At 27.4% G+C, this 13,811-nt stretch carries 12 protein-coding genes; 4 read left to right on the forward strand and 8 right to left on the reverse strand.

Features of this window, described 5'->3' with window-relative positions:
* Positions 1 to 111: 111 nt before the first annotated feature.
* The 4 genes from JW646_RS19375 to JW646_RS19390 form a co-directional block, all read right to left on the reverse strand.
* On the reverse strand, positions 112 to 3,132 hold the full coding sequence (locus JW646_RS19375; protein ID WP_228416070.1) for an AAA family ATPase: 3,021 nt from the start codon (positions 3,130 to 3,132) through the stop codon (positions 112 to 114).
* Positions 3,133 to 3,400: 268 nt separating this feature from the next.
* Positions 3,401 to 3,766, reverse strand: coding sequence for a hypothetical protein (locus JW646_RS19380; RefSeq protein ID WP_228416072.1), 366 nt, complete (start codon positions 3,764 to 3,766; stop codon positions 3,401 to 3,403).
* A gap of 102 nt (positions 3,767 to 3,868) precedes the next feature.
* Entirely contained in the window at positions 3,869 to 4,162 is a 294-nt protein-coding gene (locus JW646_RS19385) for a hypothetical protein (RefSeq protein ID WP_228416074.1), read from the reverse strand.
* Positions 4,163 to 4,275: 113 nt separating this feature from the next.
* Positions 4,276 to 4,827, reverse strand: a complete 552-nt coding sequence (locus JW646_RS19390; RefSeq protein WP_148556871.1) for a DUF7010 family protein — start codon at positions 4,825 to 4,827, stop codon at positions 4,276 to 4,278.
* A 105-nt stretch (positions 4,828 to 4,932) separates the two neighbouring features.
* Here JW646_RS19390 and JW646_RS19395 point away from each other — a divergent pair, with 105 nt between their 5' ends.
* Positions 4,933 to 7,566, forward strand: coding sequence for a calcium-translocating P-type ATPase, PMCA-type (locus JW646_RS19395; protein WP_228416075.1), 2,634 nt, complete (start codon positions 4,933 to 4,935; stop codon positions 7,564 to 7,566).
* A 195-nt stretch (positions 7,567 to 7,761) separates the two neighbouring features.
* Here the strand turns inward: JW646_RS19395 and JW646_RS19400 are convergent, their stop codons facing one another.
* The 3 genes from JW646_RS19400 to JW646_RS19410 form a co-directional block, all read right to left on the reverse strand.
* Positions 7,762 to 8,289 carry a GNAT family N-acetyltransferase gene (locus JW646_RS19400; protein ID WP_228416077.1) on the reverse strand — a complete coding sequence of 176 codons (528 nt, stop codon included), beginning with the start codon at positions 8,287 to 8,289 and terminating at the stop codon, positions 7,762 to 7,764.
* A 16-nt stretch (positions 8,290 to 8,305) separates the two neighbouring features.
* Positions 8,306 to 8,761 (reverse strand): MarR family winged helix-turn-helix transcriptional regulator, encoded by a 456-nt coding sequence (locus JW646_RS19405; RefSeq protein WP_148556874.1) that lies wholly within the window; start codon positions 8,759 to 8,761, stop codon positions 8,306 to 8,308.
* A 107-nt stretch (positions 8,762 to 8,868) separates the two neighbouring features.
* Positions 8,869 to 9,291, reverse strand: coding sequence for a VOC family protein (locus tag JW646_RS19410; RefSeq protein ID WP_228416079.1), 423 nt, complete (start codon positions 9,289 to 9,291; stop codon positions 8,869 to 8,871).
* Positions 9,292 to 9,480: 189 nt separating this feature from the next.
* On the opposite strand from JW646_RS19410, the gene JW646_RS19415 reads away from it, so the two are divergent.
* The 3 genes from JW646_RS19415 (at position 9,481) to JW646_RS19425 (ending at position 12,333) form a co-directional block, all read left to right on the forward strand.
* On the forward strand, positions 9,481 to 10,158 hold the full coding sequence (locus JW646_RS19415; RefSeq protein ID WP_148556876.1) for a manganese catalase family protein: 678 nt from the start codon (positions 9,481 to 9,483) through the stop codon (positions 10,156 to 10,158).
* A 290-nt stretch (positions 10,159 to 10,448) separates the two neighbouring features.
* Positions 10,449 to 11,057, forward strand: a complete 609-nt coding sequence (locus JW646_RS19420) for a TetR/AcrR family transcriptional regulator (RefSeq protein ID WP_228416081.1) — start codon at positions 10,449 to 10,451, stop codon at positions 11,055 to 11,057.
* A gap of 10 nt (positions 11,058 to 11,067) precedes the next feature.
* Positions 11,068 to 12,333: a glycosyltransferase gene (locus tag JW646_RS19425; protein WP_228416082.1), complete on the forward strand. Its 1,266-nt coding sequence runs from the start codon at positions 11,068 to 11,070 to the stop codon at positions 12,331 to 12,333.
* A 158-nt stretch (positions 12,334 to 12,491) separates the two neighbouring features.
* Here JW646_RS19425 and JW646_RS19430 read toward each other — a convergent pair whose 3' ends face one another.
* A complete protein-coding gene (locus tag JW646_RS19430) occupies positions 12,492 to 13,802 on the reverse strand; it encodes an MATE family efflux transporter (protein ID WP_228416084.1) in 1,311 nt (436 codons plus the stop codon).
* Positions 13,803 to 13,811 lie beyond the last annotated feature (9 nt).

The raw sequence follows: 13,811 nt of genomic DNA on the forward strand, positions 1-13,811 counted from the left end.
AAGTCATGTACAAATTTATTTGTTACATAATAAGGTTTTATAGACGATAAAAAGGAGTATATGAAAATGATTTTTTATCATTTTCATATACTCCTTTTTCACTATAAATTATTAACTACTAAACTTATACTCTTCTTTTGATTCTTTCAAGTATTTTAATCCTTTATTAACATATTGCTCTAAATCTTCATTAAGATAATCTTTAAATACGTCAGCTATTTTATTATTACTTTCCATGTTATCTTTAATTTTACTCTTTACAAGTAAAACTGTTCCTATTTCTTTAGGATTTTTTAATACATTTGATTTTGTATCTGCGCTTTTTAAGTATTTTAAGGATTCTTTAAATTTTTCTTCTTTAAATGAAATTAGTGACATATAAGATTGCGCAATAGATTCTCCAGAATTATAAGCAATTTTCTTATAAATATTTAATGCTTTTTTTAGATAGTATCTAGCCATATTGTGATCGCCTAAATAGTAAGCCGCAACACCTGCATTTGTTTGAAATAAGGATATACTAATCCATATATTTTTTTCTTCACAAATTTCAATAGACTTTTTATAATACTCTAATGCTTCTTCAAAGTTTTGTAAATTCATTTTTATATTGCCTATATCATTGTAACAAGCCGCTATGTATAAAATATATTGATTAAGTATTTTTTTATTCTTTCTTAATGATTCTATACATTCCATCATTAAATTTTCTCCAGTTTCATATTCTCCAACCATTATCTTATATAATGCCTTAAATCTTAAAAATGCCACTTTTTCACTATTAATTTTGTAATCTTCAATAAATTTAAAACCGTAATTTACATACTTAATCATTTCTTTAGTATTGTTTGTTTGAATACAATAACATATCATCTGCTTATATCCTTCAATAATATAATCATTAAGATTAATTTCCATGGACATGTCTATCATATCTTCTATGCATTTTAAACCTTCAAAGTATTGACCTTTTCTTATTAGGTATCTCCCTTTTATGTGAAGTATATATATTTCTAACTCTTGAGTATTATAACTATCTCCTTCTACTGCTTTTAATTCAATTAACTCTTGCTCTATTTCATCTAGTTTTTTTGTTGTTATATTTTCATCATAATATAATTTATTATAAAATTCATCATTATGATAAATTCTTGGAAAACGCTCATGAATAAAGTTTAAAGTAACATTTAAACTTTTTACCTTATATTTTAAACAATCTATATTGTTATTAGCATTTTTATAATGATAAATTAGTTTAAAGTATAAGTTAATGTTTTCCGAATCATTATTTATACTTTTTTCAATAATTTTACCCACCTTGTTGTGTAGTATATTCTTTCTGATTTGAGATAAACCCCTATGTATAAATTCTCTTAATTTTCTGTGTGTAAATTTAAGATAAACCTTACTTCCTTTGGATGTTTCTTCTAAAATACACTTTTTCTCCAGATCTTCTATTATATCTATAATTTCAAATTCATCAATTTGTGTTAATTGGCTTATTATAGATATCGGTGCAACATCGTCAAATAATGAAACAATCTCGACTATCTTCTTTTCATTATTGGACATATCCACAAATCTACTTTTCAAAACATCTTGCATTTTTGAGGTCATTATATTTATTCCTTTTGGTGAATTGATAATACTTAAATACTCTGTAAGAAAAAATGTATTCCCTTCTGTTTCTAAATATATTTTATTTATCATTTCAGTTGAAATATTATTATTTGGAATAGCTTTGTTAATAAAGCTTTTTACGTCTTGGTTGCTAAATCTATTAAGTTCTATTTTCTCAATTTTATTATATTTACTTGTGGAGATAAGTAATTTATCAATATTAGAATTAAATTCATTTCTACAAGTAAGTAAAAATATTATATTATCTTTATTTAAATTGCAAATTAAACTTGATAACAATGTTATACTAACTGAATCCATCCATTGTATATCTTCAAAGACAATGAGTATTTTTTTATTGTTTCCTATTCTTTTAAGTATGTCTCCTATTGAGTCTGTGAACACATCTTGTTTTAACAAGTTTATGGCCGTTTCCAGTTTGAAATTTTCAAATGATTCTTCGTCTATTTCTGGTATAAATTTGCTTAAGATACTCTGTAAAAGTATGGGGAATTCAGCATTATCTTCTTTTGCTATATTTACTAAATCTATTATACATTTTTTCCAAGGTTTTAGTGAGTACTCGTCTTCAAATTGGTAACAGTTTACTTCTGAGATATAAATATCTTCCTTTGATATTGATTGAATAAACTTATCTTTTAATCTAGTTTTTCCTATACCCATTTCACCTTGAATCAATATAGATTTTGACTCTTTATTTTCAACAAAGTCTTTGTAAGTACTTTCTATAAGTTTAATTTCTTTCCCTCTTCCATAAAAAAATGAATTGGTTTTGTCTGTATTATGTCTTTTATTTATATCATTTAGTACTTCCCTGAAAACCTTTTCTATTTCAATGTCTGGAGTGATTGACAATTCTTTATTTAATATATCTGAAATATCATCATAAACTTTTATAGCACTAACATACTTTCCTTGATCCTTATAGCAAATCATTAAGTTTTTGTAGGCTTCTTCGTTAAATTCATCATTTTTTATTATTAGCTTACAGTATTTCTCAATTTGCCCATAGTTTTTTTTGCTTATTTCCAATTTAATTCTTTCATTAAGTCTTTTTAGATAAATTCCTTTCAGGTATTCACGTGTATTATATATCCATCTTTCAAAATTATCTGCATTTTTTACACTATACCCTTTTAAAAATTCTCCTGTATAAGCATCTATTTCAAATTTATTGTCGATAAATTTATCAACATCAGTTTCAATCTTTATATTAGAGTTTAATGAAATTGTTGAATTATTGGCAAGATAAAGAATATCTTCTTTCATAAAACATTCTTTTAATTTATATAAAGCATTTCTTAAATTTTTCTTTGCACTATTTTCTTCCATATCTGACCACAAAAGTGAGCATAATTCATCTCTAGTTGTTGTCTTATTTACTACTAAGTAATAAAATAAAGCTTGGACTTTGTTATATGGAAAAGATATTATCTCTTCATTAAAAGTTGTACTACTATTGTCAAATAACTTGACATAAATACAGTTCATCTAATCACCTCTTCTTATTTCAAGAAATGCCTGCTAATTTTGATTAGTATAATTCTTCTTAATTAAATTATAATATAAAATTATAACTATATCTTCAACAAAAACATATAAATAACCTCCTACTTCCTCAAATTTTGCTTGTTTTCAACTTTTTCATTTTATTTTAATCTTTTATTATAATCAATATCAAATTTTTTAAGTTTGTTATTATTAAACATTATATTACTGCACAAAAAAAGTAGCTCATATGAACTACTTTATATAAATATTAATCTCTTTTACTTATCTCATTTGTAATTAAATATTTTGAAATATACATAGCTTTTATAATTTTTGTCAGTCTAGTATGATTTCCTGTACCTTCCACTGCTTTTGTCTTTGCTTTTTCACACTTGCTTATAATTGACGAAACTGGAGCTATGGCTTTTTCCAGCTCTTCCTTTGTATATTTCTCTTTAATATTTTCTTCTTCTATTAATGATTTTGATATATATAATGCTTTTATCCTATTTTTAAGAAGTGTATGTTGTGATGTGCCTTCTTCAAATTTTGGATGCATCTTCTCACAGTTTTTTATAGATGAAGTTACAACATTTATTGCTTCTTTTAATTCTTCCTTCGTATATTTTTGCATATTATTTCACCTCAAATTTTTACGTAATTATTCTTACTTATAATATCATCACAAAGTTTGTTTCCCATCATATAAAATTTGTGAACTTATAACTTTTGTCACTTATTTTTCTTGCCAAGGTGTAAAGAGTATTAATGCTATATAAACTACAATAGTGACTATAGCCACTAATAGTCCTCTGAAAAAAACATAAGGACGAGACATTACATAATGCATATTTAAGTTAGTTAGAATGAGTATCATAATAACTAAAACAGTTATGGAAATAAACCAATGATATTTCATTCTAAATTTAGATTTACATTCATTGCATCTTATAAAACCACTTCTTGTTGTTGTAGATTTAACTATAGATGATAAGCTTATTTTATTATTACATTTAGGACAAGATTTCATTTAATTCACATCCTTCTAATTTTCACATAAATTTATCTAATAATATTATATTAATAATACCATTATATAACTATTGTTCATTTCGCCATATTTTACGCTATTCTAGTTACCTATTAAACAACTAAATTATCCTTTATCTTCAGATTTTTATTTTCAAAATTTAAACATATGCAAAAAATTATTTCAAACAATATCATCATAGTAGCAAGTATAACTGGTGTAAAGTTAAGACCTACAATCAATGCTGCTATTGGTATGATAACAGATAACACAAGGTATGTTTTTGATTTGTACAACCAACCAAAAGGCATAAGATGGGCTCCAGCAATTATTGCTATAACCATTAACATTTTGTCTGGTATGGTAGGATAAATCCACATAGGAATAAGTAAGTATACTATTTGATTTACTGAAAATAATACACCTAAACTAGTTAAAGGATTATCTTTATTTTGAAAATCCACTTTAATTACTTTTGAAATAGCATATGAAATTGGTAATAATGGTGCAGTACAAATAAATGTAAATAAATTTTTAGTAAATATATTCATTGATGACATATGTACAAGTAAAATTGCTCCCCATATAATAACTGTGGACATAATAATATGAAGCCCTCTCTTTTGCTTTATTGCACAGTCTAATCTTAATTCCTCTAAATTCATTTTCCCCTCCTAAAATTTTGGTTTAATTATATCATTTATTTTAATAATATTAAATACTCAATTGTAAATAATAAGTTTAGAAAAAATTATTAAAAGGAGACAAAAATGTATTATAGACAATCATATATTGAATCCATTAGTAACCTTCAATCTGACATAAAAGGATTAAAAAATGATGTTGTACAAAAAAGATTAGAAACATATGGGTACAATGAACTGAAAGAGGCTAATAAAACTCCCACATGGATGTTATTTTTAGAAAGTTTCAAAGATCCATTAGTATTAATACTTTTACTTGCCGCAGTAGTACAGATAGTCCTAGGTGAAGCTGTTGAATCCATAATAATTTTTATAGTTGTTATATTAAATTCAATTCTAGGAGTGACTCAAACAAAAAAAGCTGAGGGTTCCTTAGAAAGTCTAAAAAAACTATCTGCGCCAAAGGCTAAGGTTTTGAGAAATGGCCAAAAACAAAGTATTGAGTCTAGAGAGTTAGTTCCAGGAGATATAGTTATATTAGAAGCTGGGGATTATATTCCAGCAGATGGTAGACTTATTGAAGCTCAAACTTTAAAGATAGTAGAAGGAATGTTAACAGGAGAAAGTGAACCTGTATTAAAACATAATGAAAATATAGAAGAAGAAGTTGGAATAGGCGACCAGAGAAATATGGTTTTTAGTGGTTCTTTAGTTGTTTATGGTAGGGGTAGTTTTGTAGTAACTAAAACTGGAATGAACACTGAAATGGGTAAAGTAGCTGGTCTACTAGAAAGTGCAGAAAGTAAGCAAACACCACTTCAACAAAAACTCGATGAATTTGGCAAAAAACTTGGAGTAGCTATAGTTATAATAGCAATAGGCATATTTGCTATACAAATTATAAGAAACTACATTTCTACAAATACCTTGCCTAGCAAAATAATTATAGATTCTTTTATGTTTGCTATTGCAGTAGCTGTTGCTGCCATACCAGAAGCATTGTCTTCCATAGTTACCATAGTACTTTCCCTTGGTACCAATAATATGGCTAAGAAACAAGCTATTATTAGAAAATTACCTGCAGTAGAAACTTTAGGTTCAACAAGTATAATTTGTACAGACAAGACAGGTACTCTTACACAAAACAAAATGACTGTAGTTGATTTTTATATGCATGAAACTTCTGAAGATGATATGGACCCTAAAAATATAAATTACTCTTATCATTCTAAAGCTTTGACCGTTGCATCTGCCATATGTAACGACTCAAATATAAACGAAGAAGGAAAAGAAATAGGAGACCCAACAGAAGTTGCACTAATTAAATTTGCAAATAAACAAAAATTAGATTATAAAGAACTAAGAGAAAAATATGACAGACTTAATGAAATACCTTTTGATAGTGATAGAAAACTAATGTCAACAGTAAATAGTATTCATCATAATGCTTATATGTTTACAAAAGGTGCCCCAGATGTTGTATTTAGTAGATGTAAATATGCTTTAGTAGATGGTGAAAAAGAACCTATAAGTGATGATATTTTGGAACAATACAAAAAAGTAAACGAAGAATTTTCTAATGATGCACTTAGGGTTTTAGCCTTTGCTTTCAAGGATGTCCCAGACGAAAACTTTGTACCTGCATTGGAAGATGAGGTTGACATGACTTTAGTTGGGCTAATAGCAATGATTGACCCTCCTAGAGAAGAAGTCTTTGATGCAGTTAAAGATGCAAAATCTGCTGGAATAAAAACTATAATGATAACTGGAGACCACAAAACAACTGCAAGAGCTATTGCAAAAAACATTGGTATAATGGATGATGATGATCTGGCTCTCACAGGCAAGGAATTAGACAATTTAAGTGATGAAGAGCTGTCTGAAAAACTAGAACACATACCAGTGTATGCAAGGGTATCTCCAGAAAATAAAATAAGAATTATAAAAGCATGGCAAAATAAAGGAAAAATAACAGCAATGACAGGTGATGGTGTTAATGATGCACCAGCACTAAAACAAGCTAATATAGGTATAGGTATGGGAAGTGGTACAGATGTAGCAAAAGATGCTTCTGCCATGATCTTAGTTGACGACAACTTTGCAACTATAGTAAATGCTATTGAAGTTGGAAGAACTGTTTACACAAATATAAAAAAATCTATAACCTATTTGTTGGCAGGAAATCTTGCAGGTATAATATCCATACTATTTGCTGTATTTGCCAATTGGCCAAATCCATTTACTACTTTACAACTATTATTTATAAATCTAATAACAGATTCTCTTCCAGCTATAGCTTTAGGCTTTGAAAAACCAGAAAAAAATGTTATGTCCAAAGCTCCAAGAGATCCTAATGAAAGTATATTGGCAGGTGGCACAATACAAATCATTACATTTAGAGGTATTTTAATTGGAATACTAGTTATAATAGCACAACTTATTGGAAGAATGTCATCACCTTCTCTAGGTACAGCAATGGCATTTACAACTATAACACTTTGTAGAATATTCCAAACTCTACCAGCTAGATCTGATGAATATTCCACATTACAAATTGGGTTTTTCTCTAATATGTACGTAATTTATGCCATAATAGTGTGTACTCTATTGTATAGTTTAACTTTATTACCTTTCTTAAGAGATATTTTTGATATGCCTATAGCATTTGGTATAAGGGAACTGAGTATATGTTTTATTTTGGCTATAATCTCCACAGTAATTATGGACATGGTAAAACTACTTCACAGAAAAAGAAGCTAAAAAAACAGAAAATTAGTAGAAGAATATATTTTTAATTAAATAAAACTTCTACATTTTATATATAAAAATTAATAATAGCAACTATTTTGGCATCTTCCAAAATAGTTGCTATCACCATTAACATTTTATCTGGTATGGTAGAATATATCCACATTGGAATAAGTAACTTAATTCATCTAAATTCATTCTCTCCTCCTAAAATTCCGATTTAAACTTTCCAGTTCTATCTATTAATAATTTATCATAGCAATAAAATGATTTTTCTTTGCCTAAAAAACTCATTTCACCTACAAGATTAAATCCGCATTTTTTAAACAAAGAATTCATTTTTGTATTTATTGAATAAGTATCTGTTTTTAGATATACAACATTATTTTCTAGGGCTAATTCCTCTGCAAAATTCATTAACTTGGTAGCTACCCCCTGCTGTCTGTAATTAGCATTAACTGCCATTCTGTGTATTACCATGGCTTTATCTTTGGATTGCCAACTTAAATCTTCATATTCTATTGGTTCTATATAGTTAAGACAGATGAATCCTTTTATTTGATTATCTTCATCTTGCACATATAAATCTCCACTTTCTACATCTTCTGTAAAATCTATAGCTTGAGGATAATTTTCATCCCACTGAGTATTATTGTAAGTTTTCATTTCTTCTACCGTTGATTTTATTATATCCATTATATTATTTATATCATTTAAACTAGCTTTTCTTATCATTTTTAAATTCTCCCTCTTATCTTTTTTTATTTTTCCAATCTTCTTCTATATTTTTGCTCATTCTTGTTACTAATTTATTTATTACTATTTTCTCTTCTTTTGTAAATCCCTCTAAACATACTTCTATATTTTTGTTTTCTTCTTCAATTATCAGATTATATACTTTAAGTGACTTTTCAGTAGGAAATAGTTTATATCCTCTTTTATCTGTTTCGTCCTGTCTCTTGTCTACATACCCAGCTTCAATTAATTTTTGAACTGCTTTTGTTGTAGTAGTTTTGTCTACCTTTAACATATTTGATAGATCTACAAAGTTAATACCAGGATTCTCACATATCCTAGTCAAGAATGTAAACTGCCCTTTTTGTAATTTTAGCTCTTTGTATTTTATATCACTTATAGAGTGTATTGCTCTAGATAAGCTACCTATTTTTCTTAGTATGTCATTAGTTAATTTTTCTATTTTGCTCATCCTCCTTAAACTAGTTGAAAGTTCAACTAGTTATATTATACAAGGATATAGTTGAACTTTCAACTATATCCTTCGTAAATTTATTAACACATGTATTTTAAAATTCATTATTTTACTCTTTTAAACATTGGATGATTTTCTTTAAACTGAACTAAATCCCATAAGTTACCATACAAATCTTTAAATACTGCAACAGTTCCATAATCCTGTTCTTTAGGCTCTCTAACAAACTCTATTCGTAACTTTATCATTTCATTATAATCGCGCCAAAAATCATCAGTTCCTAAGAAAAGAAAAACTCTCCCACCTGCTTGATTTCCTATAAAAGGCTCTTGTTCTTCTTTTGATGCTCTTGCAAGTAAAATTGTTGTTCCATTTGAACCAGGTGGAGATACTACTACCCATCTTTTATCTTGGTCTGGTTGGTATGTATCTTCTATTAACGTAAAATGCAGCTTTTTAGTGTAAAATTCTATTGCTTCATCATAATCCTTTACAACTAAAGCAATATGTACTATTGATTGGATCATTTTCTAATCTCCCTTCTTAGGCTATATACAATTAATAAATTATTATCTAATTATATATTATATCACAGTAATTATTTTTAACATTAAATTACTATTTTAACATTAATTGAATCTTTTCATTAATTAAAAGAATACAAAATATGATATAGGAAAATATAAACATAGACATAAAAAAGGAGGTAAATTATTTTGTTTAAACACGATAAAGCATTATTACAAGAAGTAAAAGTGGAAAAACCCAATCCTCAATATGCAGTTCTAATGCAAGAACAATTAGGTGGAGGTAATGGTGAATTAAAAGCTGCCATGCAGTATATGGCTCAAAGTTTTAGAATAAAAGATCCAGAAATCAAAGATTTGTTTTTAGATATCGCATCAGAAGAACTTAGCCATATGGAAATGGTGGCACAAACTATAAACTTACTAAACGGTCATGATGTTGACTATAAAGCAGTTGAATCAGGTGAGGTTGAAACTCATGTATTAACAGGATTATCTCCAGTATTAATAAATTCATCAGGAGCACCATGGACAGCTGATTACGTAACTGTAACAGGTGACTTAGTTGCTGATTTACTATCAAATATAGCATCAGAACAAAGAGCTAAAGTTGTTTATGAGTATCTTTATAGACAAATAGAAGATAAATATGTAAGAGAAACAATAGATTTCTTACTAAATAGAGAAGAAGCCCACAATGCATTATTTAGAGATGCTCTTAACAAAGTTAAAGATACTGGTTCTAATAAGAGTTTTGGTGTAACTGAAGATTCAAAAATTTACTTTGATTTATCTACACCAGGACCTAGCCACGATAGCAAAATGAATATTACTCCACCATCATTTGAAGATCCAATAAAAAAATAAAAAATCAGTAGAAGAATATATTTTATATAATCAAGTAGAACTTCTACATATTCCATATAAAAATTAATGATAGCAACTACTTTGGCATCGCCCAAAATAGTTGCTATTTTAATTTGGGGCTATGTTTTAATATAGTGTTGATATAACTCCTACTTTTTGCTCCCATTGTATTAGTATTGCTAACTAATGTAAAAGATTTCTATTCATTACGTAGATAGTCTTGAAAAAAATAGTCAATAGATTATAATCTAAATTATTAACCAAATTGGTCAATAATAGAAAGGATAAATATGACTGAAATATTTAATAAATTAGATGAAGAAAAACGACTTGCTATTATAAACTCTGGTCTTGAAATTTTTAGTATTTATGGATTTCAAAAATCATCAACAGATTTAATAGCAAGGAAAGCAGGAATATCAAAGGGATTGCTTTTTTACTATTTTAAAAATAAGTTAAGTTATTTTGAGTTTTTATTTGAGTATTCTCAAAAAATAATATCATCAAGTATTGATATGGATCTATGTAGAAAAACTAGAGACTTTTTTGAAGTTTTAGAATGTGTAATTGATCAAAAATATAAACTTTTAACAAAGTATCCTCATATATTTAATTTTATTGTAGTTGCTTATTGGTCAAATGATAATAGAATAATTGATATAGTAAGTAATAAAGTTATTTCTTATGATAATTTTAATATTTATGAGTATCTAGATAATATAGATAAAAGTAAATTTAAAAATGAAGAAGATATACACAAGGTTATAGAAATGTTATCTCTAATGTTAGATGGATATATTCAAAATAAATTAAAAATGAATGAAGATATAGATATTAATGAAATAATGAAGAAATACAAAGTATGGACTTCTTTACTTAAAGAAGCTGTATATAAGTAAGGAGAAGAATATGAGAATTGCAATATTTACCCTAGGTAGTCGTGGTGATGTTCAGCCTTATGTAGCCCTTGGGGTGGAAGCTTTAAAATATAACCACCAAGTAGTGATATGTACAGGAGAGAATTTTAAGTCATTTATAGAAGATAATAATATAGAGTTTGCCAAAGCAGACTTAGATTTAATGGCACTATTACAAACAAAGGAAGGTCAAGAGGTATTCAACAATGGTACCAAACATATAATACACGCTATGAAATATGCAAAAGAAAAAGTAAACCCAGCATATAGAAAAACCATGGAACAGTTTTATAACTGTGCTAAAAATGCAGATATAATAATCTATCACCCTAAGTCTTTTGGTGCACAAGACATAGCACTAAAGTTAGATATACCTTGTATATGTATTTCTCCCGTGCCTTTTATCTATCCTATAGAAGAATTTCCTAATTTGGCAGTGTACTCACAAGGTAGTTTAGGTAAATTTATAAATAAATTAACCTACATTCCAATAAAATATGCAGATGCTTCAAATCTAAAAGAAATAAATGACTTTAGAGAAAATATACTAAATATGCCTCCTCGTAAAAGTGGAATATATGCTTATAGTATTAATAATAGGCCAATACCAATTGTTTATCCTATAAGTAAATATTTATTTGCAGATGTAAAAACCTGGGATAATAGAGTACATTTGCCTGGATTTGTTTTTTTAGAAAATAAAGAAGAAAAACTTAATAAAGAAATATATGAATTTATATCAAAAGGTAGTAAGCCAATAGTAGTATCATTTAGTAGTATGCCTCTAAAAAATCCTGGTAAATTTAAAGAAACCTTAATTAAAGCTTTAAGGGAAAGTAATAATAGAGCTATAGTTTTAACTGGAGTTAGCGGAATGAATTTTGAAAATGAAGAACATATATTGGCAGTACCATCTGCGCCACATAATCTACTATTTCCACTATCAAAAGGAATAATGCATCATGGTGGAGTTGGAACGATGGCTAGTGCATTAAAATCAGGAAAACCCCAGTTAATAATGCCTTTTTCTGTAGACCAACCATTTTGGGCAAATAGATTGTACAAATTAGGATATGCTCTAAAACCTTTATATGAAAAGAGTCTTACTGTAGAGGATTTAATAACTTCTTTTAAGGAAATGGATAAAGAAAAAAATATAAATAATGCTACTGAGATAATGAAAAAGCTAAATAGTGAAAATGGAAATAAAAACTTAATTATGTATATAGAAAATGTGTACTTAAATTATAAAGAGTAAATAACTAATATGATTAAATCTATAATATAAATAACTGTATCTTATATATCTAGATATTTTGATATAAGATACAGTTATCTACTTAATTTAACATATTATTCCTAATATAAGAATTACTTAATTTTTTATTGTATCTTTTTTAACTCTTTTATTACCAGTTACATAGACTTTGATGTTCTTAATTTAAAATCCTGTAAGAATATGTTGTTTAAAATAAATACCGCTAATTCAGTTATTACAAACGAATACCAAATACCATCCATTTTAAAGAAAATACTTAAAAGTAAAACAGCAGGTATAAGGATTAAAGCACTTCTTAAAATAGATATAATCATACCTTGTTTTGCCTTTGATATGGAACTAAAAAATGCAGAAGACACTATATTAATTCCAGCAAATAAATAACCTAAAAAGTATATTTTCATTCCTTGTGAAGCTATCATCATAAGTTTCATATTTTGTTCACTATTAAAAATAGCAACTATTTCATTTGTAAAAATACAAACAATTGTATAAATTAAAACTGCAAATATTATAGTAGTTGTCATAGAATATCGCAAAATACGATTTACCAATGTCATATCTCCTCTACCATAATACTCGCTAGACAGAGGCTGAATCCCCTGAGATATTCCTGTGAATATGGATGTAGCAATAAGTGCCACATTTGCTACTATACCATATGCTGCTACACCTGTGTTTCCATCAATTCTTAGTATAATTAGATTAAATGTTATTAAAGATATTGCTGACGTCAGCTCTCCAATAAGTGATGAAAGTCCTAATGTCATAATATGATAGATCTTTGAAAATAATATTTTACTTTTTACAAAATGGATGTTTTGATTTTTCTGAGTAAAGTGTATGGATAATATACATAAACTTATTATTGGTGAAAGTGATGTTGCAAGTGCTGCTCCAAAAATCCCCATTGAAAAAGGAAACATAAAAACATAATCTAAAATTATATTTGCCAAACTACTAGTAAGCATGGCTATCATTGATAACTTAGGATTATTGTCATTACGAATAAAAGCCAGCAAAATATTGTTACAAATAAAAAATGGTGCAAATAACATTATAGTAGTCAAATAAGTCTTTGTAAGTGAAAGTGTTGCTTCATCTGCACCTAACAATGTACTTAAATCTTTTGCAAAGAAACCCCCTAACAATACAAATACAATAGACATTATACCACCCAAATATAACGACTGTGTAAATGATGTATTATTGCTGATCTTTTGTTGTTCATTAATTGAATAATCCGTTGCACCACCAATACCTATCATTAGTCCAATACCCTGAATAATACTAAAAACAGGTATTGAAAAATTCAATGACGCTAGCCCTACAGTCCCAAGAGCCTTTGAAACAAACAATGTGTCTGCAAGGATATAACATGAAATACCTATCATTCCCATAACATTTAAACTAACATACTTCATAAATTTAACTTTTAATTTTTCCATTAAATTATA

This window comes from Terrisporobacter hibernicus, assembly GCF_020809405.1.
In the GTDB taxonomy this organism is placed as follows: Bacteria; Bacillota; Clostridia; order Peptostreptococcales; family Peptostreptococcaceae; genus Terrisporobacter; species Terrisporobacter petrolearius.

What these genes read in the sequence shown, in the direction of transcription:
- JW646_RS19390 (WP_148556871.1), bottom strand. Translation starts at nt 4,827, where the DNA reads ATGAATTTAGAGGAATTAAGATTAGACTGTGCAATAAAGCAAAAGAGA.
- JW646_RS19375 (WP_228416070.1), bottom strand. Translation starts at nt 3,132, where the DNA reads ATGAACTGTATTTATGTCAAGTTATTTGACAATAGTAGTACAACTTTT.
- JW646_RS19425 (WP_228416082.1), top strand. Translation starts at nt 11,068, where the DNA reads ATGAGAATTGCAATATTTACCCTAGGTAGTCGTGGTGATGTTCAGCCT.
- JW646_RS19410 (WP_228416079.1), bottom strand. Translation starts at nt 9,291, where the DNA reads ATGATCCAATCAATAGTACATATTGCTTTAGTTGTAAAGGATTATGAT.
- JW646_RS19430 (WP_228416084.1), bottom strand. Translation starts at nt 13,802, where the DNA reads ATGGAAAAATTAAAAGTTAAATTTATGAAGTATGTTAGTTTAAATGTT.
- JW646_RS19385 (WP_228416074.1), bottom strand. Translation starts at nt 4,162, where the DNA reads ATGAAATCTTGTCCTAAATGTAATAATAAAATAAGCTTATCATCTATA.
- JW646_RS19395 (WP_228416075.1), top strand. Translation starts at nt 4,933, where the DNA reads ATGTATTATAGACAATCATATATTGAATCCATTAGTAACCTTCAATCT.
- JW646_RS19420 (WP_228416081.1), top strand. Translation starts at nt 10,449, where the DNA reads ATGACTGAAATATTTAATAAATTAGATGAAGAAAAACGACTTGCTATT.
- JW646_RS19400 (WP_228416077.1), bottom strand. Translation starts at nt 8,289, where the DNA reads ATGATAAGAAAAGCTAGTTTAAATGATATAAATAATATAATGGATATA.
- JW646_RS19380 (WP_228416072.1), bottom strand. Translation starts at nt 3,766, where the DNA reads ATGCAAAAATATACGAAGGAAGAATTAAAAGAAGCAATAAATGTTGTA.
- JW646_RS19405 (WP_148556874.1), bottom strand. Translation starts at nt 8,761, where the DNA reads ATGAGCAAAATAGAAAAATTAACTAATGACATACTAAGAAAAATAGGT.